At 69.0% G+C, this 26,706-nt stretch carries 19 protein-coding genes and 1 tRNA gene; 10 read left to right on the top strand and 10 right to left on the bottom strand.

Annotation, left to right across the window (positions count from 1 at the left end; all coding sequences use genetic code 11):
• Window positions 1-30 precede the first annotated feature (30 nt).
• From GRI72_RS00950 to GRI72_RS00975, 6 genes are all read right to left on the bottom strand, one after another.
• Window positions 31-600 carry a GNAT family N-acetyltransferase gene (locus tag GRI72_RS00950; protein ID WP_237486658.1) on the bottom strand — a complete coding sequence of 190 codons (570 nt, stop codon included), beginning with the start codon at window positions 598-600 and terminating at the stop codon, window positions 31-33.
• Between the two features lie 753 nt (window positions 601-1,353).
• Window positions 1,354-1,485 (bottom strand): DUF2474 domain-containing protein, encoded by a 132-nt coding sequence (locus GRI72_RS00955; RefSeq protein ID WP_160732063.1) that lies wholly within the window; start codon window positions 1,483-1,485, stop codon window positions 1,354-1,356.
• Window positions 1,485-2,480, bottom strand: coding sequence for a cytochrome d ubiquinol oxidase subunit II (cydB, locus tag GRI72_RS00960; RefSeq protein WP_160732064.1), 996 nt, complete (start codon window positions 2,478-2,480; stop codon window positions 1,485-1,487). Before cydB ends, GRI72_RS00955 begins: the two co-directional genes overlap by 1 nt.
• Window positions 2,480-3,925 (bottom strand): cytochrome ubiquinol oxidase subunit I, encoded by a 1,446-nt coding sequence (locus GRI72_RS00965; RefSeq protein ID WP_160732065.1) that lies wholly within the window; start codon window positions 3,923-3,925, stop codon window positions 2,480-2,482. The genes cydB and GRI72_RS00965 overlap by 1 nt, the downstream gene beginning before the upstream one ends.
• 95 nt (window positions 3,926-4,020) lie before the next feature.
• The gene (locus GRI72_RS00970; protein WP_419880228.1) at window positions 4,021-4,383 is read right to left on the bottom strand and encodes a type II toxin-antitoxin system death-on-curing family toxin; all 363 of its coding nucleotides are present in this window, start codon (window positions 4,381-4,383) and stop codon (window positions 4,021-4,023) included.
• Between the two features lie 31 nt (window positions 4,384-4,414).
• Window positions 4,415-4,642 (bottom strand): AbrB/MazE/SpoVT family DNA-binding domain-containing protein, encoded by a 228-nt coding sequence (locus tag GRI72_RS00975; protein ID WP_129522828.1) that lies wholly within the window; start codon window positions 4,640-4,642, stop codon window positions 4,415-4,417.
• Between the two features lie 96 nt (window positions 4,643-4,738).
• Here GRI72_RS00975 and GRI72_RS00980 point away from each other — a divergent pair, with 96 nt between their 5' ends.
• Window positions 4,739-6,829: a RelA/SpoT family protein gene (locus GRI72_RS00980; protein ID WP_160732067.1), complete on the top strand. Its 2,091-nt coding sequence runs from the start codon at window positions 4,739-4,741 to the stop codon at window positions 6,827-6,829.
• Between the two features lie 163 nt (window positions 6,830-6,992).
• Here GRI72_RS00980 and GRI72_RS00985 read toward each other — a convergent pair whose 3' ends face one another.
• Window positions 6,993-8,102 (bottom strand): peptidylprolyl isomerase, encoded by a 1,110-nt coding sequence (locus GRI72_RS00985; RefSeq protein ID WP_160732068.1) that lies wholly within the window; start codon window positions 8,100-8,102, stop codon window positions 6,993-6,995.
• Between the two features lie 261 nt (window positions 8,103-8,363).
• On the opposite strand from GRI72_RS00985, the gene GRI72_RS00990 reads away from it, so the two are divergent.
• The 5 genes from GRI72_RS00990 (at window position 8,364) to GRI72_RS01010 (ending at window position 16,930) form a co-directional block, all read left to right on the top strand.
• Window positions 8,364-8,454, top strand: a tRNA-Ser gene (locus GRI72_RS00990).
• A gap of 190 nt (window positions 8,455-8,644) precedes the next feature.
• Window positions 8,645-9,181, top strand: coding sequence for an RNA polymerase sigma factor (locus tag GRI72_RS00995; RefSeq protein WP_160732069.1), 537 nt, complete (start codon window positions 8,645-8,647; stop codon window positions 9,179-9,181).
• Window positions 9,168-10,286 carry a FecR family protein gene (locus GRI72_RS01000; protein ID WP_160732070.1) on the top strand — a complete coding sequence of 373 codons (1,119 nt, stop codon included), beginning with the start codon at window positions 9,168-9,170 and terminating at the stop codon, window positions 10,284-10,286. The genes GRI72_RS00995 and GRI72_RS01000 overlap by 14 nt, the downstream gene beginning before the upstream one ends.
• Window positions 10,287-10,433: 147 nt before the next feature.
• Window positions 10,434-13,955 (top strand): TonB-dependent receptor, encoded by a 3,522-nt coding sequence (locus GRI72_RS01005; protein WP_160732071.1) that lies wholly within the window; start codon window positions 10,434-10,436, stop codon window positions 13,953-13,955.
• Between the two features lie 65 nt (window positions 13,956-14,020).
• Complete coding sequence (locus GRI72_RS01010; RefSeq protein WP_160732072.1) at window positions 14,021-16,930, top strand: insulinase family protein; 2,910 nt, start codon at window positions 14,021-14,023, stop codon at window positions 16,928-16,930.
• Here GRI72_RS01010 and GRI72_RS01015 read toward each other — a convergent pair.
• On the bottom strand, window positions 16,927-17,982 hold the full coding sequence (locus tag GRI72_RS01015; protein WP_160732073.1) for an FUSC family protein: 1,056 nt from the start codon (window positions 17,980-17,982) through the stop codon (window positions 16,927-16,929). The genes GRI72_RS01010 and GRI72_RS01015 overlap by 4 nt on opposite strands.
• A gap of 219 nt (window positions 17,983-18,201) precedes the next feature.
• On the opposite strand from GRI72_RS01015, the gene GRI72_RS01020 reads away from it, so the two are divergent.
• The 4 genes from GRI72_RS01020 (at window position 18,202) to GRI72_RS01035 (ending at window position 22,494) form a co-directional block, all read left to right on the top strand.
• Entirely contained in the window at window positions 18,202-19,092 is an 891-nt protein-coding gene (locus tag GRI72_RS01020; RefSeq protein WP_160732074.1) for an N-formylglutamate amidohydrolase, read from the top strand.
• Complete coding sequence (locus GRI72_RS01025) at window positions 19,092-20,318, top strand: tyrosine/phenylalanine carboxypeptidase domain-containing protein (RefSeq protein ID WP_160732075.1); 1,227 nt, start codon at window positions 19,092-19,094, stop codon at window positions 20,316-20,318. The genes GRI72_RS01020 and GRI72_RS01025 overlap by 1 nt, the downstream gene beginning before the upstream one ends.
• Entirely contained in the window at window positions 20,315-21,376 is a 1,062-nt protein-coding gene (locus GRI72_RS01030) for an ATP-grasp domain-containing protein (RefSeq protein ID WP_202388872.1), read from the top strand. Before GRI72_RS01025 ends, GRI72_RS01030 begins: the two co-directional genes overlap by 4 nt.
• Window positions 21,377-21,480: 104 nt before the next feature.
• A complete protein-coding gene (locus GRI72_RS01035; protein WP_237486661.1) occupies window positions 21,481-22,494 on the top strand; it encodes an SDR family oxidoreductase in 1,014 nt (337 codons plus the stop codon).
• 12 nt (window positions 22,495-22,506) lie between these two features.
• On the opposite strand, the gene GRI72_RS01040 is transcribed toward GRI72_RS01035, so the two are convergent.
• Together GRI72_RS01040 and GRI72_RS01045 are read right to left on the bottom strand one after the other, a co-directional pair.
• Window positions 22,507-24,618, bottom strand: coding sequence for a S9 family peptidase (locus tag GRI72_RS01040; protein WP_160732592.1), 2,112 nt, complete (start codon window positions 24,616-24,618; stop codon window positions 22,507-22,509).
• Window positions 24,619-24,714: 96 nt separating this feature from the next.
• Window positions 24,715-26,685 (bottom strand): S9 family peptidase, encoded by a 1,971-nt coding sequence (locus GRI72_RS01045; RefSeq protein WP_160732077.1) that lies wholly within the window; start codon window positions 26,683-26,685, stop codon window positions 24,715-24,717.
• Window positions 26,686-26,706 lie beyond the last annotated feature (21 nt).

Genomic DNA, 26,706 nt, shown 5'->3' on the forward strand with positions numbered 1-26,706 from the left:
TCCCCGCCCCGCCGGGCGCGCGGGCCGCGCTCAGCGGCCGCCGCCGGGGGAGATCGGGCGCGTCATCCACCGGGCCTGCGGGCCGTAGCTCGCCAGCTTGGCGCGCAGCGCGCCGGTCGGCGCCGGCTGGGTAAAGCCCATCCGCTGCCAGTAGCGGTGCGCCCCCTCGACCGCGACCAGCTGCGCCTCGCGCAGGCCCGCGTCCGCTGCGGCGGCAAGGGCGCGTTCGACCATCCGGGTGCCGAGGCGCAGCCCGCGGCCGGCCGGGTCCACCGCGAGATCGTGGATGAACAACACTTCGCGCAGGGCCCCGCCATCCGCCGGCGCGCCGCCCGCCAGCGCGTCGATCGGCGGCGGCGAACCCGCGCGCCAGCGATAGGCGAGGAGGTAGCCGGCCAGCCGGCCCGCGATCCGCGCGGCGAGGCAGAACCCGCCCGGCAGCGCGATCCGGTCGCGAAAGACCGCCTCGCTCTCGACCAGCGCGGGCGGGTAGATTCGCGCCTGGATCGCCAGCGCCTCGGCCACGTCCGCGCCGCCCATCGGGGCCAGTACGGGCTTCCCGCTGCCGTCGTCCACCCTGTCATCGTGCGCCATACTCATGCCGCGCTTGTGCCGCGGCCGCCGCGGCCCGGCAAGCGCGCGGCGCTTCGCCCGGCCCGCGCGAGCGGATACGGCACACCGATCTTGACATTTAAAACCATATAGGTTATCACTCCCGTCGCCCGGTGGACCTCAACGCCGGGCGAACGAGGATCGGGGCCCGGCGTCTTGTCGACGGCGCGCAGGCCTCTCTTCCGCCGGGCGGGCCGGCCTTTGCCTTCCCGTCACGGCGGCGCGGCCGGTGCGGCTGGCGTGCGACGCAAATCGGCTGCGGGTGCGTACCTGCACAGGAGCCGGAAGCTCGCTCCCTTCCGCCGGAAGCCGGGACAGGGATGATGGCGGTGCGCGTCCTGCCCACCCATGCCGGCCTGCATCGAAGCGGGCCGGCCCCGGGGGCAGCCTGCATCGCCCGCTGGCGTGGCCGATCAGCCACGGGGCGAGGGCGGACTTCTGGCGAGTCCTGGCCGCTCTTGCCCGCCCGCCCGGGACCGCAGGATCGAACCGGGCCTCCGGCCGTGGCGGCGGGGAGGCAAGCGGGCCGGGCCGGCGCACCTCACGCCGGCTTGCGCGCCCGTCGGTCGCTCGCGAAGACAATACCGCCAACCGCCCGCCCCGCGCGTACACGCCCCTGGCGTGTCGCACCGGCCGCGCGATCCGAGTGCCAGGCGTGATCGATCCGGGTTCGCCGCCGGAGGACGGGGTGTGGCCGCGCTCCCGCGCTTCGCCCGCCGACCGGCCAAGCAGGGGCCCGGGTCAGGTGATCCACAACCTCAGCACCCAGGCGACCGCGCCCAGCACGGCGACGCTGGCGATCCAGATCGCCGCGAGCCAGGCCAGCCGCTGCCACAGCGGCCGCCGCTCCGCCTCGCGCCCCGGTTCATCCATCAATGATATCCCTCGTGCCCGACCTTGCCGCGGAAGACCCAGTAGGCCCAGCCGGTATAGGCCAGGATCAGCGGCAGGGTGATCGCCACGCCCACCAGCATGAAGACCTGGCTGCTGTCGGGCGCGGCGGCGTCCCAGATCGTGATCTGGTCGGGCACGATATAGGGATACATCGACAGGCCGAGCCCCGCCATGCCGAGGAAGAACAATCCCAGGCTGAGCCAGAAGGGCGCGACTTCCCACCCCTTCGCCAGCCCGCGGAACAGCAGGAAGGCGATGATCGCGGTCAGCAGCGGGACATTGGCCGCGAACAGCACGCTGGGCATCGAGAACCAGCGGTCGAAATACTGCGCGTCGAGGAAGACGGTATAGAGGCTGACCGCGGCGAGCATGGCGAGGGTTGCGATCGCGGCGCGAAAGGCCATGCGCCGGGCATGGTCCTGCGCCGGGCCTTCCAGCTTCCACACCAGCCAGGTGCTGCCCAGCAGGGCATAGCCGGCCACCGTGCCCAGCCCGGTCAGCAGGGTATAGGGCGTCAGCCAGTTCCACCAGCTCCCGGCATAGTTGCGCCCGTCGATCTCGATCCCCTGCAACAGCGCGCCGAGGATCATCCCCTGCGTCATCGCGGCGAGCAGGGAGCCGCCGGTGAAGGCAAGGTCCCAGAACGCGCGGTGCGCCGGGTCGCGCCAGCGGAACTCGAACGCGACCCCGCGGAAGACCAGGCCCAGCAGCATGGCGATGATCAGCGGGTACGTCGCCGGCAGGACGACCGCGTAGGCGAGCGGGAAGGCGGCGAACAGGCCGCCGCCGCCCAGGACCAGCCAGGTCTCGTTCCCGTCCCACACCGGCGCGATCGAGTTCATCGCGCTATCGCGTTCCTCCCCCACCGCGAAGCCGGGGAAGAGCACGCCGATGCCGAGGTCGAACCCGTCCATCACGACATAGGCGAAGACGGCGAAGGCGATGATGAAGGCCCAGATCAGCGGCAGGTCCATCACTCGGCCTCCTTCCGGTTGCGCGGCAGGCTGTCGGGATCGCCCGGGTTCTGCGTCGGCCCGGGGGTAATGCCGGCGGTGCGGATCGGCCCGCGCTCGCCGATTTTGACCCCGCGTTCGCCCGGGTGCGGCGATTTCGCCATCAGTTTCAGGATGTACCAGGTCCCCGCGCCGAAGACCGCGAAGTAGACGACGACGAAGGCGACCAGCGACGTCGCCACCGCCGGCGCGTCGAGCGGGCTGGCGCTGTCGGCGGTGCGCAGCAGGCCGTAGACGGTCCAGGGCTGGCGTCCGACCTCGGTCGTGATCCACCCGGCGAGCACCGCGACGAAGCCCGAAGGCGCCATCGCCAGCGCGCCGCGGTGGAGCCAGCGCCAGTCGTAGAGCCTGCCCCGCCAGCGCGCGACGAGGCTCCACAGCCCGATGCCCAGCATGGCGAAGCCGATCCCGACCATGACCCGGAACGACCAGAACACGATCCCCACCGGGGGCCGGTCTTCCTCGGGAATCGTGTCGAGCCCGGCGAGCGGCGCGTCGGGGTCGTGCTTCAGGATCAGCGAGGATGCCTTGGGAATCTCGATCGCGTAGCTGACCGTCTCCGCCTCGCTGTCGGGAATGCCGAACAGGATCAGCGGCGCGCCCTCGGGATGGCTCCGGTAATGCCCCTCCATCGCCATGACCTTGGCCGGCTGGTGCTCCAGCGTGTTCAGCCCGTGCATGTCGCCGGCGAAGATCTGCACCGGGGCGACCAGCGCGGCCATCCACATCGCCATCGAGAACATCGTCCGGGCATGGGCGTTGGTGCGGTCCTTCAGCAGGTGCCAGGCGCCCACGCCGCCGACGGCGAAGGCGGTGGTGAGGTAGGCGGCGATCACCGTGTGCACCAGGCGATAGGGGAAGCTGGGGTTGAACACGATGTCCCACCAGCTTTCGCCCGGCAGGAACTGCCCGTTGTCGCCCATCACGAAGCCGGTCGGCGTGTGCATCCACGAATTGACGCTGAGGATCCAGAAGGCGGAGATGAACGTGCCCAGCGCGACCATGCAGGTCGCGGCGAAGTGCAGCTTGCGCCCCACTTTCTCCATCCCGAACAGCATGACGCCGAGGAACCCGGCCTCCAGGAAGAAGGCGGTCAGCACCTCGTAGGCCATCAGCGGCCCGATCACCGGCCCGGCCCTGTCGGAGAAGACCGCCCAGTTGGTGCCGAACTGGTAGGACATGACGATGCCCGAGACGACGCCCATGGCGAAGGCGACCGCGAAGATCTTCACCCAGTATTTGAACAGGTCATGGTATCGCTGCTCGCCGGTCTTCAGCCACAGCCCTTCCAGCACCGCGAGATAGCTCGCGAGCCCGATCGAGAAGGCCGGGAAAATGAAGTGGAAACTCACCGTGAAGGCGAACTGGATCCTCGCGAGGAGGATGGCGTCGAGTTCCTGCAACATCGCGGCTGGAAGACATAGCGAAGATAGCCGGCGGCGTATATCGCGCTTCCGGGAAACAACGGTTGCGCCCGGTGCAACTTTGCAGACGGCGACGTTCAGCCGGTGACCACCCGCTCTCGGAACCAGTCCGCCAGTTCTTCCTCGGCGAGTTCGCCTGCTGCAAGTGCGAGAAATGCGACTACGAGTTCCGCATCGGTCGCATTGAGCGCATGCCCATTCAGAGCGAGAAAGGTCTCGCTTACGACCGCTGCCGTTCTCTTGTTCCCGTCGACGAACGGATGGTTGCGCGCAATTCCATAGGCATAGGCTGCCGCTAGAGCTGCGATATCGGGTTGGCCGCAAGTAGCGAGGTTTCGCGGCCGAGCCATTGCGCTTTCGAGCAACTGAAGGTCGCGCACTCCTTCACCGCCGCCGTGCTCTGCAAGTTGCTCAGCGTGTGCAGCCTGCGCGACAGCCATCGCAACCCACGTCGGTTGACCTGCCATCAGCCTATTTTGCGAGTTCGCGAAGCGCGCGCTTGCGCCGCATCATCACTTCGCGCGCAGTTGCCATTTGCGTTTCGAAATCGTCGTCTGGCCGGCTCAGTTCAATGCCGCGAGGCGTGGTCACAACCGCAACATCGGCACCGATTTCCGCCTCGAGATGCGCGAGCACCTCCTTCGGCAGGATGATTCCGGCGGAATTGCCGATGCGGGTGATCTTGAGTGTCGCGTTCATACTCGTGTTATAACGCCTGTCGCACGGAATCGCAATCCACTGCGCTCACACGAAAACACTTGCGGCGACCCGCGTAATCCTCACATCGTTGGCGCGATGCTGCGCCAGTACGAACTAGTGGAACGGGTCAAGGAATACGACCCCGACGCCGACGAGGCGCTGCTCAACCGCGCCTATGTCTATACCGTGCAGAAACACGGGACGCAGAAACGCGCCAGCGGCGATCCCTATTTCAGCCACCCGGTCGAGGTCGCCGGGCTGATGACCGACCTGCAGCTCGACCAGGAAACGATCGTCACCGCGCTGCTGCACGACACGGTCGAGGACACGCTGGCGACGATCGACGATATCGAGGCGAACTTCGGCCAGGAAGTCGCGCGGCTGGTCGACGGGGTGACCAAGCTTTCGAAGATCGAGGCCATGCCCGAGAACGAGCGCGCGGCGGAAAACCTGCGCAAGTTCCTGCTGGCGATGAGCGAGGACATCCGCGTCCTGCTGGTCAAGCTGGGCGACCGGCTGCACAACATGCGCACGCTCCATTTCATCAAGAGCCCGGAAAAACGCCGCCGCATCGCGCGCGAGACGATGGATATCTACGCCCCGCTGGCGGAGCGGGTCGGGATGTACGAATACATGCGCGAGATGCAGCTGCTGGCGTTCGAGCAGCTCGAGCCGGAGGCCTATCGCACGATCACCGGCCGGCTGGAACAGATCCGCCGGGAGGGCGGGGGACAGGTCGATGCGATCGCGCTGACGATCAAGCAGGCGCTGGCCGAAGCCGGGCTGCAGGTCGAGGTTTCGGGCCGCGAGAAGCACCCCTATTCGATCTGGCGCAAGATGGCGGAGCGGCACCTGCCGTTCGAACAGGTCAGCGACATCATGGCCTTCCGCGTGATCTGCGAGAGCGAGGCCGATTGCTACGCCGCGATGGGCGTGCTGCACACGACGTGGCAGTTCATTCCGGGCAAGTTCAAGGACTATATCTCCACCCCCAAGACCAACGGTTACCGCTCGATCCACACCTCGCTGATCTATGAAAACTCGATGCGGGTCGAAGTGCAGATCCGCACCCGCGCGATGCACCGCACCAACGAGTTCGGCCTGGCCGCGCACTGGGCCTACAAGCAGGGCGACCGCCCCGACGGGCAGGTCGGCTGGCTGCGCGACCTGATCGAGATCGTCGATGCCAGCCACGATGCGGAGGAGCTGCTCGAACACACGCGCATGGCGATCTACCAGGATCGCATCTTCGCCTTCACGCCCAAGGGCGCGCTGTTCCAGCTGCCGATCGGCGCGACCGCGGTCGATTTCGCCTTCGCGGTCCACACCGACCTCGGCGCGCAGACGGTCGGCGCGAAGATCAACGGCCGCCACATGCCGCTGCGCACGCAGCTGGAAAACGGCGACGTGGTGGAAATCATCAAGGGCAAGAACGCCGAACCGCAGCTCTCCTGGCTCGGCTTCGTCGTCACCGGCAAGGCGCGCGCCGCGGTTCGCCGCGCGGTGCGGCTGAAGGAACGCGCCGAAGTGGCGGAAATCGGCAGCAAGCTGTTCGACGAGATCGCCGCCCGCGTCCCGGCCAAGATCGGCAAGAAGGCGATCCGCGACGCGGTCGCCCGGCTGGAGCTGGAGGACGAGGAAGACCTGATGTACGCGATCGGTTCGGCCAAGCTCGACGATCGCGAGGTGATGGAAGCCCTCGTGCCCGGCTGCACCGCCGAAATGGCAGAGGATGCCGGCTGGCCGAAGCGCGAGCGCGCGATCTCGATCCGCGGGCTGACCCCGGGGGTCGGCTTCCACCTCGCCACCTGCTGCCACCCGATCCCGGGCGACCGCATCGTCGGGCTGCGCAAGCCGGGGGAGGGGGTGGAAGTCCACGCGATCGACTGTTTCGAACTGGCGAGCGGGATCGATGCCGACTGGCTCGACCTGTCGTGGGGCCGGCGCTCCGCCGGGGCGGTCGGCCGGCTGAGGGTCATCCTCTACGACCGGCCGGGCACCCTGGCCGACATGGCGGCGATCTTCGCGCAGAACCTCGCCAATGTCGTCGCGCTCGACCAGGTGCAGCGCGACACCCCGTTCCAGTCCTACGAGCTGGACCTGGAGGTGCAGGACCTCGCCCACCTGACCCGCATCCTCAGCGCCCTGCGCGCCAGCGACGCCGTGGCCCAGGCGGAGCGGATCTAGAAAGAGGCGTTTTCGGCAAGGCTGAAGCGGCGCCGGCCCGCACCCCCACCCGGCAGCCAACGGCAGGGTATACCATGGGTGGCCGGTGCAGGCCGGCGCCGTCTCGATGAAAACGCCTCCGGGATCGCGAGGCGCCTCTGGCCGGCGTTTCGGGGCCGGCGCTTCAGCCGTCTTCCGCCACCCGCCGGACCGGCACCGGAATGTTGCAGATATCCGCGCCGCCGGCGGGCACGATGAAGAACGGGTCGCGCCGGTTGGCCCGTGCCTCGGCATAGCGGGCGAAGGTCTCCCCTTCGGTCGAAAGATATTCGAACCGCGGCCGCTCGGCTTCAGGCAGGTCGCTCGCGACGCGGATCGAGCGGACCGGGACGTTCTGCGCCGGGTCTTCGTAGAAGCCCAGCGGCCCGGTCCCGCGCGGCAGGCTGGAAAGGTGCTCGATTCCCTCGACCACCCGCCCGACCAGCGCGATATTGCGGTCGAGATGGCGCGGCGCATGGCCGATTACCGTATAAAGCTCCGCCCCCGACCCGGTATCGGGTGAATAACCGCGCCCCACGCCGACCATGCCGTAGCAGTGGACGGGCCAGAATCTCTGATCCTCGATGACATTGTTATTGCCTACTGGCCAACCCAGAATATGGCTCGCCACGTCGGCGTAGCGATCGCCGACATCCGGCAACTCCGGTTCAGGAATGTCGTCGATGTTTCCACTTTCCAGAGCATCCCGATATCCGGGCGGAACAGCCATTTCGACATCGGCGGCGTTCATTGCATTTACCAGAAAGTGATAGCCCAGGGTTTGCCAGGCAATGCTGTTGGCGGCCGCAATTTCGCGAGTGAACAGCGTGTCGGTCGTATATTCAGCCTCCGCCATCACCCGCAGCCCGTCCGGCAGCGGCTTCGCCTTGGCTTCGTCCTCCGCATGGGGATCGCCCCACTGGACGACGTAGTTGTCCTGCACCCGGGTGACGGCGATCCCGTCGTACCAGCCGGCGCGGGCGAGGGTGCGGATATTCTCCACCCAGCCTTGCGAGAACGGCGGCGGCATGAGCTGGATCACGACCTTGCGCTCTGCCCCGTCCGCCCCGGGCGCGAGCGTCATCACCAGCAGGTCTTCGGGCGCGATCGCGATCCATTCGGCAGGGTCGGCCGCGGCGACGATCCCGCCCGGGCCGGGCGGCGGCTCTGCCCCGTTCTGCGCGGCATCCTGCGCGGCGGCGGGAAGGGCGAGTGCGAGCGCGGCGGCGCCCAGCGCGGTGGCGGCGGTCCTCATCGGGCGAGCTTGCCAGCGGCGGCGGCCAAGCAAAAGCCCCTTTCCACGCGTTTTCGGGGGCGGAAAGGGGCTTCTGCGGCGGCGTTCGCCGGGAATGCCGATCCGCGCAGCGCCGCCGTCGCCGATTCCCTTACCACGATTCTCCGCCGCGCGCATGGCCCGCGGCCGCGCCCGGCAACCTCTCGTCGCAAGCCGGAGGCGCCATGCCTTGCCTTGCCCCCTTTCGCCCGCTAGGTGCCCGCCTCTGCCCGTCGGGCATGCGGAGCGGTGGCCGAGTGGTCGAAGGCGCACGCCTGGAAAGTGTGTATACGGTAACCCCGTATCGTGGGTTCGAATCCCACCCGCTCCGCCACGGGCCGTCCATCCAACCGGGCCGTCCATCCAACCGGGCCGTCCATCCAACCGGGCCGTCCATCCAGATGCGGCGCCGGGCCGGCGAAGACGATCCCGGCCCATCGGGCGGTTCCCTGTCGTGCCGGCAGTCGCTATGCCCTGGCGGTGGATCGGGGATCGGGAGACAGCCATTGACCGGGGGAGCGCCCGTGAATGCCGGGCTCGGGGCCAGCGGGGCGGGCCGGGAGGACGAGGATCTCTTCCGCAGTTACCGGCTGCCGCTGCGCGCCTTCTTCGCGCGCAGGCTCGATTCGCTGGAGGAAGTCGACGATCACGTGCAGGAGGTCTTCTGCCGGCTCTGCACGCTGGAGGAGGGCAAGCGGCCCGAAAATCCCCAGGCCTACGTGTTCCAGGTCGCGGCCAACCTGCTGCGCGACCGGGCGCGCCGGGCGATGACCCGCGATGCCTTCACCCGGCAATATGCGCTGGACAACAAAGATCAGGTTGAGGAACTTTCGCCCGACCGCGTCCTACAGGGTAAGCAGGCGGTCAGGGCCTTGCGCGCTGCGCTGGAGGAGCTTCCCGAGCGGACGCGCACGGTATTCCTCCTGCACCGCTTCGAAGGGTACAAGTATCGCGAGATCGCCCGGCGTCTGGGCATTTCGGCCAGCTCGGTCGAAAAGCACATGATGTCCGCGATCAGGCACGTGGTCGAGCGTATGGGAAAGACCGATGGTCACGACTGAGCCGAAAGAAGGAGCCGACGGCGCCGCGCCCGAGCAGCGCGCCGCCGAATGGCTTGCCCGGCTGCAGGCGGAAGACTGCTCCGACGCGGACTGGCGCAGGTTCTGCGAGTGGCGCGACGCCGACAGCCGCAACGAGGCGGCCTTTACCCGCTACGCCGGGGAGTGGTCGGCGCTCGGCGAGCTGGCCGGCGACCCCGCGATCATGCAGATGCGTCTCGAGGCGCTGGCCGCCGAGCCGGAGCGATCCCGGCCGGCCTGGCTGGTCCCCCTGGCCGCCAGCATCGCGCTGATGGTCGCGGTTGGCCTCGCCGCGCTGTCGTACTGGACAGGCCGGGACGCGGGGCGCGAGGGCGCGCAGGTCGCCGCGGCGGACGCGCCCGTCGCCGGCCCGGCCGAGGCCGGCGCGGGACAGGGCCGGTTCGCGCAGCGTTATCGCAGCGCGGTGGGCGAGCGGTCGCGGATCGACCTGCCCGACGGGTCCACGCTCGAGCTCAACACCGATACCCTGGTCGAAGTCGATTTCGGCCCCCAGCGGCGCGCGCTGCGCCTCGTGCGCGGAGAGGCCCTGTTCGAGGTCGAACGCGACCCCGGCCGGCCCTTCGTCGTCACCGCGGACGACGAACGCGTCATTGCGCTGGGCACCGTGTTCTCCGTCCGCAAGCGGGCGGGGGAAGTCGTCGTGTCGCTGATCGAGGGGGCGGTGCAGGTGGACCGGCTGGACGCGCCGCCCGGCGCGCCGGGGCCGGCGGTCCGTTCGGCGCGGCTCGCGGCCGGCCAGCAGCTCGTCTCGCGCGACGATGCGCCCGCCTTCCAGGTCTCCGCGCTGGACGAGGCCAAGGCGCTCGGCTGGCGATCGGGCCGGCTGGTGTTCGACGACGATCGCCTGGGCGATGTCGTTGCCGATCTCAATCGCTATACCGCGCGCAAGATCACGCTGGGCGATGCCGAGCTGGCCGACATGCGCGTGAGCGGCGCGTTCCGGACCGGCTCGGCCGAAACCTTTGCACGGGCGCTGTCGGTGGCCCTGCCGATCACGAGTTCGGTCGACGAGGAGGAGGGCGCGATCGTCCTGCGCGCCCAGCCCGAAAGTTCCGCGAAAAGATAGGGTTGGTGGCTCCGGGCGGGTATCGGCCGCCTTCGGCCGCAACATTTTGTGACGTTTTTATTGAGGCAGATGCCCGGTGGCGCGTCTTACCCTTTCGCCGACCCGAAACGGGCGGCGATCTGGTGAAGACTGTGGGGGCAAGACACGATGCAACAGGGGATCATTCACGGCGTTCTGCTGGCGGGCGCAGCAGGACTGGCGATCGCGACGGCGGCACCCGCCAGCGGGCAGGAAACTGCCGAGGTCGCGGCCGAAACGGCGGTGACCGTCGATATCGAGGCGCAGAGGCTGGACGCCGCGCTGAAGCAGTTCGCCAGCCAGTCGGGCGCGGACATCCTCTATGCGCCGGACCTGGTGAAGGGTCGCAAGTCGGCCGGGGCCAAGGGCCGGTTCACGATCTCGCAGGCGCTGGAGCGGCTGCTGCGCGGGACGGGGCTGGTCCATCGCGAGGTCTCGCGCAACGTCTTCGCCCTCCAGGTGCCCGCGCGCACTTCGGCCGGGCAGGGTGACGCGGGCCGCGCCTCCGCCTTCGGCGGGCGCGTGATCAACGCCGCATCGGGCGCCGGGCTTCCCGGCGCGCGGCTGACCATCGTCGGCACTTCGCTGGAGGCGATTGCCGACCAGGACGGGCGTTTCCACTTCCCCGCCGTCCCTGGCGGAGAGCGGGAGGTCTGGGTCGAGTATCTCGGCCAGCCGCCGCAGACGGTGATGGTGCCGGCGGACCCGGACCAGCGCCGCAGCTTCGCGATCGCGCTGGGGCGGGAGGCCGAACAGATCGTGGTCCGGGGCTTTCGCGGCAGCCTGGCCAAGGCGCTGAACCAGCAGCTGAACGCGCCCAACAACTCGACCGTCGTTTCCGCCGACCTGCTCGGCAGCTTCCCGGCGGAGACGGTTTCGGAGGCGCTTCGGCGCGTTCCCGGCGTGGCCTTCGGCCGCGGCGACGACAGCGGCGAGGGGTCGCGGATCACGGTTCGCGGCTTCAGTTCGGAGGCGATCAACATCCAGCTCAACGGGCTGGAGCTGCAGGGCACCGGGTTCGAGCGCACGATCGACCTCAGCGGCTTCCTGGCCGACAACATCTCGCAGGTGACGATCCACAAGTCGCTCCTGCCCAGTCACGAGGCGAACGGTTCGGGCGGCCTGGTGGAAATCGAAACCAAGTCGGGCCTCGACTACGGCGATTTCCAGTTCTCGCTCGGGCTCGAAGGTGAAACCGGGTTCGATCGCGATTTCGGCGAGGAATACCAGGTCAACGCCGTCCTGGCCAAGAAGCTGACGCCGAGCTTCGGCGTGGCCGCGACCGTCCAGTATCGCAAGACCGACCGGCTCAACTACAACGCCAATGTCAGCGATTACCTGCCCCCCGTGCTGCCGGAGGGGTACAATTACATCTTCTACGTCCCCGAAAGCATGAAGTTTCCCTTCGACGAGGCGCTGTCGGGCCGCCTGGTCAACGGCACCAGCTACCTGCGCCGCTCGCGCGAGGAGGACAACCTCACCGTCTCGTTCAACGCGGCCTGGGAGGTGAGCGACACGACCACGCTGCGCTTCGACGCGCAGCGGATCCAGGTGGACCAGCTCACCGATATCGCGCGCACGACCGCCTCGTTCCTTGCCACGGCGGTGGACATGCCGATCGAGGAACTCGGCGGCGAAGTGCGCCGCCGCCAGGTGCTCGCATCGCTGCGCCCGAACCTCGCGCTGAACCGCAAGGATATCCGCACGACCCAGAACACGCTGAGCCTGCGCGGCACGACCCAGCTCGACCGGTGGGATTTCCGGTACAAGGCCGGCTACGCCTTCGCCCGGTCGAAATCGAACAACGCCAATCTCAGCGCGCTGGGCAATACCCAGACCGATCTCGACCTGATCATCGACCCCGATAGCGCGGTGATCCATCCCGACGGCGCGGGCGGGTCGCGCTATGTCGACGGTGCGTTCGTCTTCCTGCCCAACGGCCTGCCCGTGCCGTCGCTGACCGCGTTCGGGAGCGAGCTGCTCAACGCGCCGGGCGAGTACAACCTGACCTCCGCCACGCGGACGATCACCAACAGCCCGACCGAATCCTACCTGCTCGAAGGCAGTGCGCGCTATCTCTCCCAGTCGGGCATCCTCGACTATATCGAGGTCGGCGCGAAGTACGACAGCAGCTCGCGCAAGAGCGCCGACGACCTGTTCGCCAGCACCTCGGTCGGCAGCCTGGCCTCGATCGAGAGCTATTACCGCATCTTCGGCAAGGAGACGGGAATCGATTACTTCGGGTCCGGGCTGGCGGGCAACCTCGCCCTCGGCGACATCGGCGCCGGCGGGCTGACGCTGCCCTTCCTGCTCGGCAGCTCGGTCGACCGGATCTTCGAGGTCCTGCCCAGCCTGGCGCAGGACGATCCCTCGACCCCGTTCGACGAGGCGCGGTTCAACTATACCGATACCCGCGATCTCGACCCGATCCTCAATCCCGACGCGCTGACGCCCGCGCGGACGGAGGAGGAGCGCCTCGCCGCCTATGTCGAAGGCAAGGTGGAGTTCGGCCGGTTCGACCTGATCGGCGGCGTGCGGATGGAACGCGTCCGCCGTTCGGGCACCACGCTTTCGGCGCCGTCCGTCCGCACGGCGGACAACGTGGTGGAGCCGCGCGATACTTTCGTCGGAGCCGGCCTGGTCGAGTTCAGCGAACTCGCGGGTACGCAGACCACCTGGACCCCCAGCGCCCTGCTGAACTATCGCCCGGCGGACAATATCGTCGCGCGGCTCAGCTACAACAAGACCACGGTGAACCCCAGCCTGCGCCTGATCCGGCGGCCGCGCGCGATCTATATCGACCTGCGGCCGACGCAGAACCGGGTCATCCTGCGCGAGGCGAATCCCGATCTCAAGCCGACGAAGACCGACAACTACGAATTCGATGTCGCGTACTATTTCCGCGACACGCCGGGCCTGGTGCGGGCGGGCGTCTTCTACAAGAAGACTTCCAACAACTTCACCAATGTCTATTTCAACGACGCCGACGACACCAGCGTTCGCCAGGAAGTGCTCGACTATTTCGGCGATCTCGCGACCGCCCGGCCCGAACTGGTCGCGTTCAACGACGATACGCAGTTCCTGCGCAATCGCCCGCAGAACGGCGAAGGTGGCAAGATCTACGGTTTCGAGCTCGAGCTTATCCGGCAGCTCGATTTCCTGCCCGGTTTCCTCGGCAACTTCGGCGTCCTGGGCAACCTGACCTATACCAAGGGCGATTTCCCGACGCTGGTCCTCGGCCGCAACGATGCCGGGGAATCGGAAACCTTCTCGATCGACCGCGCGCTCGCCGACCAGGCGGCCTGGGTCTACAACGCGTCGCTCAATTACCAGAGCGGCGGGTTCGAGGGGCGCCTGATCTATACCTACCAGGATGCCTCGGTGAAGTCGTTCGAGGTGCACGGTCTCGACACGATCGAGCCGGACTACGCGACGCTGGACCTCCGGCTCAGCTACGACATCCCGGTCTCGTTCGGCGGGCTGACCGTCTACCTGCAGGGCGACGACCTGCTGCGCGATGCCGACGAACCCAGCCTGCGCAGCGCGATCAGCTCGCAGTTCAACGACGGTTCGGCCGACTTCTTCTACCCCGACAGCTTCCAGTTCACCGGGGGCAGGACGATCACCGCGGGGATCCGGGCGCGCTTCTGAGCCGCCTGGCCCCTGCCGGCCCGCCCTCGGGCGGGCCGCGACCACATCTGAAGGAAAATTCACCCGTGAACAGCAAGCTTCGCAAGACCGCATCCGCCCTCGCGATCGCCGCGGCGGCGCTCACCCTCACCGCCGGGGCCGCCGGCGCGCGCGAACAGCAGCAGGCCGCCCCGACCGGGGCCGAGGCCGCATTCCCGCAGCAGGCGAGCGACCTCGAGGCCGATCCCCGGGTCATCTACGGCCGGCTCGACAACGGGCTGCGCTATGCCGTGATGCGCAACCAGACGCCCAAGGGCGTGGCCGCGCTGCGGATGCGGATCGACACCGGTTCCTGGAACGAGACCGAGGAACAGCGCGGCATCGCCCATTTCCTGGAACACATGGCGTTCAACGGGTCGCGCAACGTGCCCGAGGGGGAAATGGTCAAGCGGCTGGAACGGCACGGTCTGGCGTTCGGCGCCGATACCAATGCCAGCACCGGCTTCGACCAGACGGTCTACAAGCTGAACCTGCCGACGGTGAGCGACGAGGTGATCGAGGAAGCCTTCTTCCTGATGCGCGAGACCGCGAGCAACCTCCTGCTCGATGCCGAGGCGATCGAACGCGAACGCGGCGTGATCGCGTCGGAGAAAAGCGCGCGCGATTCGGTCGGCTTCCGCTCCGCGGTCGACAACCTGGCCTTCTTCACCCACGGCAGCGGGCGGGTCGATCGGCTGCCGATCGGCGTGGACGAGACGATCGCCTCGATGCCGCGCGAGGAGTTCGTCCGCTTCTACCGCGATTACTACCGGCCGGAGAACACCTTCATCGTCTTCGTCGGCGACGTCGATCCGGCGGTCGCGATCGCGAAGATCGAAAGCCATTTCGGCGACTGGCGCCCGGCGCCGCCGGCCGGGAGCGCGCGGCCGCTGGTCCCCGCGACGATCGAGCCGGGCCGGATCGGATACTACCAGGACCCGGAGGTGCTGACTTACGTCACGCTCGCCTCGCTATACCCCTACGAACAGGGGCCCGACACGCTCGCGCGGCGGCGGGCCAATTTCCTGCGCGACCTCGGCAACAGCATCGTCTCGCGCCGGCTCAGCCGGATGGTCGATGAAGGCGAGGCGCCGTTCCTTGCAGGCTCGCTCGCCAGCTATTCGCAGCGCGACATCGTCGACGGGGTCGCGGTGCGCGTCCGCAGCGAGGAGGGCAAGTGGCAGGAAAGCCTTGCCGCCGCCGACGTGGAGATCCGCCGCGCGCTGGAATTCGGCTTCACGCAGGCGGAACTGGACGAGCAGCTGGCCCGCCGGCGGCGCAGCCTCGAAACCGCGGTCGAGCGGGCGGACACGCGCAAGACCTATGCCTCGCGCGGGTACAACCATGCTAAGGCGCTGGTCGATGCCTTCGACAGCGAGCGCGTGTTCACCTCGCCCCAGGCGAACCTCGCCGCGTTCGAGACGTTTGCCGAGGGCCTGACTCCGGCCGATGTCGAGGCCGCCTTCCGCCGGGCATGGCGCGCTTACGACAAGCCCGCGATCTACCTTTCGACCGCGCTCGAGCTGGACGATGTCGAGGCGCAGGTCTCGCAGGCGCTCGCGCAGGCGCGGACGCTGCCGGTCAGCGCCCCGGCCGAACGCGAGATCGGCGATTTCGCCTTCACCGACTTCGGCGGCCCCGGCACCGTGGTCGAGGATCGCCATGTCAAGGATGCCGACGCGCACCTGGTGAAGTTCGCCAACAACGTGCGGCTCAACTTCAAGCAGACCGATTTCGATGCCGGGACGATCTACGTCCAGGTCAGGGTCGGCGACGGGTTCTTCTCGATGCCGCAGGGGGCCGACGAGGGGCTGCGGCGGCTGGCCGTGAACCTGCTCGGGCGCAGCGGCGTCGGGCCGCATACGAGCGAAGACCTGCGGACGATCTTCGCCGGCCGCCGCCTCGGGGCGCGACCGATGCTGCGCGTGGGCGAGGACGCGATCGAGATCCTCGGCGCGACCGATGCCGCAGACCTCGCCGACCAGATGAACCTGATGGCCGCCTATGCGCTGGCGCCGTCCTATCGCCAGACCATTGCCGACCGGTACCGCGACCAGATCAGGGCCTGGTACCCGACGCACGATTCCACGCCGATCTCGATCGCGAACAAGGAAATCCCGCGGCTCGTCCGCTCGGGAGACGAGCGCTACGGCTACGGCGACCTCGAATCGTTCATGACCCCGACGCTCGAAGAGGCGCGGCAATGGCTCGATCCGCAGCTTCGCGAAGGGCTGATCGAAGTCACCGTGGTGGGCGACGTGGAAAAGCAGGCCGTCGTCGACCAGGTCGCCCGCACGTTCGGCGCGCTTCCCGAACGCGCGGACCGGCCCGGCGACTATCCCGGCGCGCGCGACCTCGCGTTCCCCGATCGCCCGGCCGAACCGGTCGTGCTGCGCCATTCCGGCGTTGCCGACCAGGCGCTCGCCCGCGTCTACTGGCCCGGCCCCGACGGGTTCGACCCGGTCACCGTCTACCGGCTCGAGGCGCTTCGCAGCATCCTGCGCAACCGCCTGACCGACGTCCTGCGCGAGGAACTGGGCAGCACCTATTCGCCCGGCGTCGGCGTGGAAGCGAGCGACGAGGCGGAGGGATACGGTTACATCTTCGCCCATGTCACGACCGCGCCCGATGCCGCGTTCGACGTGATCGCAGAGACCGAGAAAGTGGGCGCGCGGCTTGCCGCCGAGGGGGTCGAGGCGGATGAGTTCAAGCGCGCGATCCAGCCGCTGATCGAGGACCTGGCCAGTTCGCTGCAGCACAACGCGTACTGGATGAACGTCCTCGGCGATGCGCAGACCGACGGGGTCGGCCTCGCCAGGTTCCGCGCGCGCGAGCAGGCCTACCGCGAGATGACCGCCGACGACGTCTCGGCGCTGGCGGAGCGGATCTTCCGCAGCGAGCGGGCCTACCCGGTGGCGATCCTGCCGGTGGATGCCGGGGGCGAGGCCGCCGACTAGTCCGCGCCGCTCCCGCCGCCGGCGCGGGGCCGGTTCTCGCCCGGCGTCCTCAACGCGTGCAGTTCGCGCAAGTGCTTGCACGTTTCGACCAGCGCGAAGGCCAGCGCGCCGAGGGCGGACGGATCGCCGCCGTCCTCGCGCCCGCCGCCGTCGCCGCGCGCGAGCCGGGCGATCTCCTCGACGCTGTGGTCGAGAGCGTCGAGGTCGGGGGCCGTTTTCGACGGGTCCTGCATGTCGTCGAGCGCCTGGGCAGCCTGCCGGCGCACGGCGGGCAGCACGCGCGACAACTGCTCCGATCGCTCGGCGGCGAGGCCCCAGTCCTGCGTCGCCAGCCGATCGATCACGATCAGCATGTGCCAGAGCCGTTCGAGCGTCTCGACCTGGCGGCACAGGGCCCGGCGCTGGCCGCCGCGGCGGACGCTGCCCGCGGCGGCCCGCGCGATCGCGGCCTGGCGCAGGAAACGGCGGTGGATGTCGGCCAGTTCGCCGTGCGCGCCCATCGCGATGTCGAGCCCCGCGTCGAGCAGTTCGTTGCACGATCGCAGAGCCTGCGCGATCGCCCGGCGCGCGCGCCGGACCGCGCTCTCGGGCCAGACGAGGAACGCCGCCAGCAGCCCGGTCGTCGTTCCGACGAGGATCGCGAGCACGCGGTCCAGCGTGCCGCCGGCCGCCACTTCGCCCTGTTCGAGGGCGACGATCGTGGCCGCGACGATGCCGAAGCGCCAGCCGGGGCGGAAGCTGGTCATCGCGCTGGCGGCCAGCGCGGCGAGGGCGACGCGAAGCGCGGTCGTGTCCTCGCCGCCCAGCAGCCAGACGCTGGCAGCCCCGATCGCCGTGCCGGCCAGCGTCCCGGCGACCCGCGCAATGGCCGAACGCCACGTGCCGTCGGTGCTCTGGCTGACGACGTAGAGCGCGGAGATGATGGCCCAGGATTCGTGCGGCAGCGCGAGCCGGGTCATGACGAGCCAGGTCGCGCCGCCCGCCGCCGCGGACTGGAGCGAGGTGCGCGCGGCATCGCGCACGGTCCAAGACCGGGCCGAGGGGGGCGTCATGCCGGGCCCGGCGCGCCGGCATTCCCGCCGGGCCGCGCGTGCGGCCGGTGATCGGGCCGGTGATCGGGCCGGTCGCCGGGCCATTGGCTGGGGACAGCTGCGAAATCCGCCATCGCCTTCATCAAGATCGCCGCGCGCGATCCGTTCCCGCCGGGTGCCGTGGCCGGGTGCCGGGTGCCGGGTGCCGGAACAGGTTGGGGCCCGTCCCGTTCGTTGGGCATGTACCAGCACGACATCGAACCTTCCGCCGACCGCAAGCCCGATAGCGACACCGGCGGCGCCGGGAAGGGCGCCGAAGCCCCGGCGGTCGAAACGCCGCCCTGGGACCTCGTGATCCAGCCCGGCCCGGTGATGGTCACCGCGATCCATGCCGGCCACACGATCCGCCCGGAGCTGCGCCCCTGGCTCGCGATCGCGGAGGAAGAGCGTCTGCGCGAGGAAGACCCGCTGACCGATCTCCTCCTGCCCGCCGGCGACACGATCGTCCGCGGCAACCGGTCGCGTTTCGAGTTCGATCTCAATCGCCCGGTCGAAAAGGCGGTGACCGTCGATCCGGAGGATACCTGGGGCCTCAAGGTCTGGTCGAGCGACCTGCCCGAGGCGCTGCGCGAGGAATCGCGCGCGCTGCACCGCGAGTTCTACGCGCTGATCGCCGAGCGGGTCGAGGCGATGATCGCGCAGCACGGCCGGATCCTCGTGCTCGACCTGCACAGCTACAACCATCGCCGCTCGGGCCCCGACGGCGCGCCGGCCGACCCGGCGGAAAACCCCGATATCGACCTGGGCGCCACGACCCTCGATCGCGAGGTCTTCGGCGGCCTGCACGATGCCTTCGCCGCGGCGCTGCGTTCGCGCCCGGTCGCCGGGCGCACGCCCGACGTGCGGACCAACGTGCGCTGGGAAGACGGCGGCCATTTCCCCGAATGGCTCCACGCGACGTACGGCGACAGGGCCTGCGTGATCACGCTCGAATACAAGAAGATGTTCATGGACGAATGGGACGGGACGGCGGACGTCCTGGCCCTGCAGGACCTGCGCGAGGGGTTCCAGGCGGCGGTGGCGCGCGCGCGGGACTGGCTGGCCGACCATCCCGGCCGGCCTTCGGCGTGATGCAGCGGGCGGCAGGTGACTGCTCCCCGGCCGACGCGGGCGAGGGCCGGGGCGGGGCGGTCTGCGGCGCGACGCGCGAGGTCGATCGCGCGCTGGCGGCGATGGACCGCCGGATCGACTGGCTGCAGCGCCTGACCCCGGTGAACGTGGACGAGATCTGGGAAGGGTTCGTCGCCTCGGGGTTCAGGACAATGCCCGACAGCCGTTTCAGCGACGGGCTGGAGGACGAGGCCCCTTCGCTGCGCGAGCAGCTGTTCGCGCTGCCCGTGCGCGAGATCGACGACCCGCGGATCGAGGCGCTCCTGCTGGAAAAGCAGCGCGAGCTGGACCGCCAGATCGAGCTGGTGCGGATGCGCGACAAGGCGGGTTTCATCCTGGCCAGCATCGACCTGTTCGGCCCGGTCAGCGAACGGCTGCTGACGACCGCGCTCGACCTGCTCGATGCCGTCCCGATCCTGCCCAAGGATGCCGAGGATACCGATGTCGAGACGGTCTGCCGCGAGGCGCGCGCCACGGTCGCGCACTACCGGCAGGCGGCACCCGACTTCCGCTGCGAGGTGATCGTCGATCCGACCCCGGGAACCTCGATGTACGTCGATAACGGCGATTTCCACGTCGCCTTCGATTACCGCACCTCGCGCCACCGGGTCCGGCCGCTGCTCGCGCACGAGATCGGCACCCATGCCGTGACCCGTCACAACGGCGCGCACCAGCCGCTGCGGACGCTGGCGGGCGGGCTCGCTGATTACGACGTCCTGCAGGAAGGCCTGGCGGTTCTCGGCGAATATCTCGCCGGATACCTGCCGGCCGACCGGTTGCGGATCCTCGCCGCGCGGGTGGTCGCGGCGCACATGGCGGTGGAAGAGGCCATGGGCCCGGAAATCTACGCCTGCCTGGTGGAAGAGCACGGGATCGAGCCGGCCGACGCCTTCGACACGACCGTGCGTGCCAAGCGCGGCGGCGGGCTGACCAAGGACGCGCTCTACCTCAAGGGGCTGGCCGAACTGCTCGCCTATCTCCGGCGCGGTGGCGATTTCGCGATCCTCTTTCTTGGCAAGTTCGCGCTCCACCAGCTGCCCAGCCTCGAAAAACTGATGGCGGACGGCGTCGTCCGCCCCCCGGCGCTCCTGCCCTCGGTCGCCACCGACGACGCCCCTCGCCGCCGGCTGGCGCAGGCCCGCTCTCTCGAACTTCATCAACTGTACCAGGAAAACCCGCCGCAATGACGACGCCTACGATCAAGCTCGCCTTCGTGGTCAACGATGTCGCGACCGAACAGGACAACTACACGACGATCCGGCTCGCCCGCCGGGCGGTCGCGCGCGGGCACGAGGTCGCGCTGATCGGGCTGGGCGACTTCATCTACGACTGGGAGGAAGGCATCTGCGCGATGGCGACCCTGAGCAAGGTGGCCAAGTTCAAGGACGACACGACCTACCTCGCCCACTTGCAGGACCCGGAGCGCGAACGCACCCGGATCCGCCTCGGCGATTACGACATCCTGATGCTGCGCAGCGACCCGGCGGAGGAGCTGACCTCGCGCGCCTGGGCCCCGGCCTCGAGCCTCCTGTTCGCCCAGCTCGCCTCGCTCGGCCCGACGATCGTGCTCAACGATCCGCGCCACCTGACCGACGCGGTCAACAAGACCTATTTCCAGGGCTTTCCCGAAAGCGTCCGCCCGCAGACGACGATCACCCGCGAACTGGACGAAGTGCGCCGGTTCCTCGACGCCCACGACGGGCGCGGGGTGATCAAGCCGCTGCAAGGCTCCGGCGGGCAGGGCGTGTTCATGATCGACAAGAAGAGCGGCCACAACCTCAGCCAGATCACCGAGGCGGTGACCCGCGACGGCTACGCGATCGTGCAGGAATACCTGCCGGCGGCCAAGGACGGCGACCTGCGGATGATCACGCTCAACGGCCGCCCGCTGAAGGTCGATGGCACATATGCCTGCCTGCGCCGCTTCAGCGAGACCGACGACCACCGTTCCAACATTTCCGCCGGCGGCAGCGTGGAGATGATGGCGCCGGACGAGGATGCCCTGACGATCGCCGAGATCGTCGGCCCCAAGCTGATCGACGACGGGATGTACCTCGCCGGGCTCGACGTCGCGGGCGACAAGATGATGGAACTGAACGTCGATACCCCGGGCGGGGTCAGCTTCATGGAGGATCTGAGTGGCGTCGATTTCAGCGGCGCGATCATCGACGACCTCGAACGCAAGGTGCGGCTGCAGCGGCAGTACGGCGGCACGCTGACCAACCGTCAGCTGGCCGTGATCTAGGGGCGCCCTGCCGCGCGCCGGGGCGGCCGGGCCGGTTTCGCGGAACATGCGCCCCGGCCGCATCGTAGATTCGCCGTAACGCGCAACGATGCGAGGTAGCGATGTTGAAACGAACGCCCGAACTCAAGCCGATCGAGGACCAGGTCATGGTCATCACCGGGGCCACGTCCGGCCACGGCCTCTGCACTGCCGAGATGGCGGCCGCGCGGGGGGCAAGGGTCATGCTCGCGGCCCGCGACGAAGATGCGCTGAAGGAGGTCTGCCGCGAGATCGAGGCGCGCGGCGGAACGGCCGACTACGCGGTCGTGGACGTGGGCGACGAAGGCGACATGCAGCGCCTGGCCGACAAGGCCGTCGAACGCTTCGGCCGGATCGATACCTGGGTGAACAATGCCGGGGTCGGCGTCTATGCCCAGGTCCTCGACCTCGAGATGGAAGACCATCGCAAGATCTTCGAGACCAATTACTGGGGCGTCGTCCATGGATCGACGATCGCGGCGCGCCATTTCCGCGATGCCGGCGAAGGCGGTGCGATCATCAACGTCGGCTCGATCAACTCGGACTTGCCGGGTCCGATCCTGGCTTCGTACAACGCGTCGAAGCACGCGGTGAAGGGCTTTACCGATTCCTTCCGCATCGAACTGCAGATGAACGAGGAACCGATTTCGGTCACCCTGATCCAGCCGAGCGCGATCGGCACCCCGTTCCCGCAACATGCGCGCAACACGACCGGGTACCGGGCGCGCCTGCCGAACCCCGTCTATGCGCCCGAAGTCGTGGCGCGCGCGATCGTCGATGCCGCGCAGCACTCGCGGCGCGACGTGGTCGTGGGCGGGGCCGGCAAGCTGCAGATCCTGGGGTCGGTCGCCTTTCCCCACCTGTTCGACAAGATTGCGGCGACGATGGCCGACAAGCTCGTGGACCGCGAGGTGCCGGTGCCCGAACGGGCCGGCAACCTCCATCGCCCGGCGGGCGACGACGGCGCGGTCGAGGGGCGCCAGCGCGGCCGCCATTTCAGCGCCTTCAGCACGTTCGTGCGGAACAAGGGCGCCGCGCTCGGCGGTCTCGTCGTGGTCGGGGCCCTGGCGGCGCTGGCCGGGCGCAGGGCCCGCGCCTGAACCGCCGCCGGCTCACGGCGCCTGCGCGGCGTCTTCGCGCGACCAGCCCTGGGCGTGGCGTTCGAACCAGGCGAGGATGGCCGAGGCCTTGGCCGCCGATTGCGAAGGACGGGCGGCAATGCCCCCGTGGCTCGCGCCGGGCACCTTGACCAGCGCGGTCGGCACCCCGCGCAGGCGCAGGGCGGTATAGTACTGCTCCGACTCGCTGACCGGGGTGCGGTAATCCTCGCTGCCGACGACGACCAGCGTCGGGGTCTCGACCTCACCCACCAGCGACAGGGGTGACAGCCGCCAGTAGGTTTCCGGGTCTTCCCACGGCTGCGCGCCGAGCCAGTACCGCCCGAAGAAGGCCGGCCCGTCCGCGGTCAGGGCCTGGGTGGTCCAGTTGATGACCGGTTTCTGCGTCGCCGCGGCCTTGAACCTGTTCGTCTTGCCGACGATCCAGCTGGTCAGCACGCCGCCGCCCGAACCGCCGGTCACGAACAGGCGATCGGGATCGGCGATCCCCAGCGCGATCGCGCGGTCCACGATCGACATGAGGTCGTGATAGTCGTTGCCGGGGTAAGCCTTGTCGATCAGGTTGGCGAAGTCCTCCCCGTAGCTGGTGGAACCGCGCGGATTGGCCGAGAGCACAGCGTATCCGGCCGCGGCATAGAGCTGGTTGTCGGTTGCGAAATGCGGGCCGTAGGCCGCGAACGGTCCGCCGTGAATTTCCAGGATCAGCGGCACGCGCTGCCCCTCGACATAGCCGGGCGGCAGGGTCAGCCAGCCTTCGATCTCGATCCCGTCGTGGCTCGACCGGGTGGCGATGCGCCGCACCTCGCCGAACGTCTTCACCGCCCTCAGCGACCGGTTGAGATCGGTCAGGATGCGCGCCTCGCCCCCGCGGTGGAGCTGGACTTCGGCCGGACGGGTCGCGGTGCCGCCGGTGAAGGCGATCGCGTCGTTATCGGCCACCGAGAAGCTGCCGCCGGTATAGGGCCGGTCGAGCCCCCCGCCGGACAGGCCGTGCACGACGTCGCGGACCGAACCGTCGAGGCCGATCCGCGCGACGCGCGTCTCGCCGCTTATGTCGTACTGCGCGTAGATCGCGCGCCCGTCCGCGTCCCAGGCGATGCCTGCCGGGCTGTAGCCCCAGTCCGCCGTCAGGTTGCGCCGGCCCGAGCCGTCGCGGTTCATCACGTAGAGGTCGTTATCCTCGTAAGCGCGCAGCGCGTCGTCGAACCCGAGATAGGCGATCTTTCCCCCGTCGGGCGAAACGGCGGGGGAGTGATCGGGCCCGTTGCGATCCGTCAGGCGGGTGATCGCCCCGCTCGCGACGTCGAGCGCGTGGATCTCGCTTTCCAGCGGGTCGTCTTCCCAGTCGGGGCGGCGATTGGCGCCGAAATAGATCGTCGCGCCGTCGGGCGACCAGCTCAGCGGGCCGCTGTCGTGGTAGCGGCCGAACGTCAGCTGGCGCGGCGCGCCGCCGGTCGCGGGCACGAGGAAGATCTTCTCGAACCCGGGTTCGACATAGCCCTGGCCGTCGGCGCGATAGGTCAGCAGGTCGTGGATCTCGAGCGGTTCCGCCCATTCGGCGCCCTCGGGCCGGTTGGCGGGGGCCGCGCCGAGGCTGGGGCCGCTGTCCTTGACCAGCATCGTATAGGCGATCGATTGCCCGTCGGGCGACCAGGCGATGTGCGACGGGCTGGTCGGCAGGCCGGTCAGGCGCACTGCCTCGCCCCCGTCCAGCCACTGGACCCACAGTTGCGCGCCGCCGCCTTCGGTCGAGGCATAGGCGATGCGCCGGCCATCGGGCGACCAGCGCGGGCTGAAGGCATCGCCGGCGCGCCCGGCGAGCGGGGTTTCGCGCCCGGTCCGGGTGTCGATCAGCCAGATCGCGCTGACCGCGCGATCGGTCATGATGTCGTTGGCCCGCCGGACATAGGCGATATGGCGCCCGTCGGGGCTGATCTGCGGATCGGCAGCGATCGCGATATCGAACAGGTCTTCCCCGGTGAAGCGCCGTTCCGGCCCCGTCCGCTCGCTGCCCATCGCCGCGCCGGACAGGGGCGCGGCGGCCTGCGAGGCCGCGTCTTCGCGTGCCTGGGCCGGCGCGTCGCCTTCCTGCGCCAGCGCCGCCATCGGCAGGGTGAACAGGGCGAACCCCGCGACGAACTTGCCCATCGACATGGTGCCTGGTCCTTTCATCTTCGGTTTCACGGGCATCCGGGCGCGCGTTCAGTCGAGCAGGTGGCGCTGCCAGAACAGGATGCTCGACCACAGGAAGTAATCGGCGTTTTCCTTCTTCGCGAAACCATGCCCCTCGTTCTGCGCGAGGAAATGCCAGGCCTCGCGCCCGTTGGCGCGCACGGCGGCGATGATCTGGTCGGCCTCCGACGCCGGCACGCGCGGGTCGTTCGCCCCGGTTGCCACCATCAGGGGGATGCGGATCTGGTCGGCGCGCGTCAGCGGGCTGATTTCCTTCAGCTTGGCGCGCTGCCGCGGATCGCGCTCGTCGCCATATTCGACCCGGCGAAGGTCGCGCCGGTAATCCTGCGTGTTCTCGAGGAACGTCACGAAATCGGAAATCGCGACGATGCAGTTCGCGCCCCGCAGCCGGTCGCCATAGGCGATCGCGCTGGCATAGCACATGTACCCGCCATACGATCCGCCGGTCACGCCGATGCGCTGCGCGTCGATCCGCGGGTCCTGCTCCAGCCGATCGAGGAAGGCGCCGATGTCGCGCACCGAATCCTCGCGCCGGAAGGGGCCGTTGTCGAGGCCGACGAACCGCTTGCCGAAGCCGGTCGATCCGCGCACGTTGGGATAGAATATCGCGATGCCCAGCTCGTTGATCAGGTAGTTGTTCCGCCCCAGGAAAGTGGCGGTGGACTGGCCTTCGGGCCCCCCGTGGATATTGACCAGCAAGGGCCGCGGCCCCGGATGGCGGGCCGGGTCGGGCATGTAGAGGAAGCCGGACATCGCCTCGCCGTCGAAGCTCTCGATCTCGACCAGGCTCGGCAGGACGTTCGCCTCGGGGTCGAGCCCGCCCATCTCGCTGGCGGTCCAGCGGGTCAGCTCCAGCGTGGCCGGATCGACGCTGTAGGCATCGGCCGCGCCGCGGTTGGAGACGAGGGTGAAGCCCAGTTCCCCCCAGGGCGCGAACTCGATCCCGCCGACGGTCCCGGGGGGCAGGGCAACCTCGCGCACCTCGCCGGTGGGGACGTCGTAGAGCTTCAGCTGCGACTGCCCGGCGGCGTTGACCTCGTAGGCGATGGTCCCGCCGTCTTCCGAAATGTCGAAGCCGACGATGTCCCAGGGTTCCTCCACCAGGGGTTCGAACCGGGCGGTTTCGCGGTCGAAGATGCCGAGGCGCTTGAACTCGGCCCCGCGGTCGCTCGCCACCCAGAGACGGCCGTCGGGCGCATATTGCAATCCGCTGAAGGCGACCGGCGTGCCTTCGGGCGTCAGTCGCTCGATCGCGCCGCTGGCGACGTCCACCTCGTAAAGCTCCATCTCGGTGACCGAGATATAGTTGCCGACCAGCGCGGTCCCGCCATCGGGGGTGAAGTCGGCGACGAACCAGCCGCCGCCCTCGCGCTGCGCGAGCATCCGCGTGGTGGACGGGTCGCGCGGGTCCATCAGGTAAAGATCGGTGTCGCGCCCGTTGCGCCGGGTCGAGCTGAAGGCGACCATCGACCCGTCGTCCATCCACGCGCCCAGTCCGTTGCGGCTCGTGCCGTCGGTCAGCAGCTCCAGCCGGCCGTCCACGAGGCGATAGATCTGGTAGAACTCGTTGCCGCCGATGTCCTTGGAAACCAGCTTGACGTCGCCGGCCCCCGGGGAGACCGAGACGCCGCGGATCGGCTCCGCTTCGAAAGTGAGCTGCGAACGCGCCGCCCCGGGCGCGGCCACGCGGTGGAGCTGGGTCGTGTCGCCGAACCGGGTCGCGACGAACATGGCCCGCGTTTCCGGGTCCCATTCGGAGAAGCTGGCCGTGCGGTATTCGAAATAGGGACGGGTCGCCTCGACCAGTTCCTGCGGGACGGGCGGGATGCCGTCGGCCACGACCGCCGCCGGCTTGGGCGCGGCGGCTTCTGCCTCGCTATCGGTCTCGCCCCGTGAAGCGAGATCCGGGGCAGCGAAAGCCGGTGCCGCGAAAGCCGGCGTCGCCAGGGCAATCAGGCCGGCGGCCAGGGCATGTTTCATCGTGTTCCTCCCATCCTCGCG

It is taken from the genome of Pelagerythrobacter marinus, assembly GCF_009827515.1.
GTDB lineage: Bacteria > Pseudomonadota > Alphaproteobacteria > Sphingomonadales > Sphingomonadaceae > Pelagerythrobacter > Pelagerythrobacter marinus.

What these genes read in the sequence shown, in the direction of transcription:
- GRI72_RS00975 (WP_129522828.1), bottom strand. Translation starts at nt 4,642, where the DNA reads ATGAACGCGACACTCAAGATCACCCGCATCGGCAATTCCGCCGGAATC.
- GRI72_RS00980 (WP_160732067.1), top strand. Translation starts at nt 4,739, where the DNA reads ATGCTGCGCCAGTACGAACTAGTGGAACGGGTCAAGGAATACGACCCC.
- GRI72_RS01045 (WP_160732077.1), bottom strand. Translation starts at nt 26,685, where the DNA reads ATGAAACATGCCCTGGCCGCCGGCCTGATTGCCCTGGCGACGCCGGCT.
- GRI72_RS00970 (WP_419880228.1), bottom strand. Translation starts at nt 4,383, where the DNA reads ATGGCTGTCGCGCAGGCTGCACACGCTGAGCAACTTGCAGAGCACGGC.
- GRI72_RS00985 (WP_160732068.1), bottom strand. Translation starts at nt 8,102, where the DNA reads ATGAGGACCGCCGCCACCGCGCTGGGCGCCGCCGCGCTCGCACTCGCC.
- GRI72_RS00950 (WP_237486658.1), bottom strand. Translation starts at nt 600, where the DNA reads ATGAGTATGGCGCACGATGACAGGGTGGACGACGGCAGCGGGAAGCCC.
- GRI72_RS01025 (WP_160732075.1), top strand. Translation starts at nt 19,092, where the DNA reads ATGCAGCGGGCGGCAGGTGACTGCTCCCCGGCCGACGCGGGCGAGGGC.
- GRI72_RS01000 (WP_160732070.1), top strand. Translation starts at nt 9,168, where the DNA reads ATGGTCACGACTGAGCCGAAAGAAGGAGCCGACGGCGCCGCGCCCGAG.
- GRI72_RS01005 (WP_160732071.1), top strand. Translation starts at nt 10,434, where the DNA reads ATGCAACAGGGGATCATTCACGGCGTTCTGCTGGCGGGCGCAGCAGGA.
- GRI72_RS00955 (WP_160732063.1), bottom strand. Translation starts at nt 1,485, where the DNA reads ATGGATGAACCGGGGCGCGAGGCGGAGCGGCGGCCGCTGTGGCAGCGG.
- cydB (WP_160732064.1), bottom strand. Translation starts at nt 2,480, where the DNA reads ATGGACCTGCCGCTGATCTGGGCCTTCATCATCGCCTTCGCCGTCTTC.
- GRI72_RS01030 (WP_202388872.1), top strand. Translation starts at nt 20,315, where the DNA reads ATGACGACGCCTACGATCAAGCTCGCCTTCGTGGTCAACGATGTCGCG.
- GRI72_RS01040 (WP_160732592.1), bottom strand. Translation starts at nt 24,618, where the DNA reads ATGGCGGCGCTGGCGCAGGAAGGCGACGCGCCGGCCCAGGCACGCGAA.
- GRI72_RS00965 (WP_160732065.1), bottom strand. Translation starts at nt 3,925, where the DNA reads ATGTTGCAGGAACTCGACGCCATCCTCCTCGCGAGGATCCAGTTCGCC.
- GRI72_RS01015 (WP_160732073.1), bottom strand. Translation starts at nt 17,982, where the DNA reads ATGACGCCCCCCTCGGCCCGGTCTTGGACCGTGCGCGATGCCGCGCGC.
- GRI72_RS01020 (WP_160732074.1), top strand. Translation starts at nt 18,202, where the DNA reads ATGTACCAGCACGACATCGAACCTTCCGCCGACCGCAAGCCCGATAGC.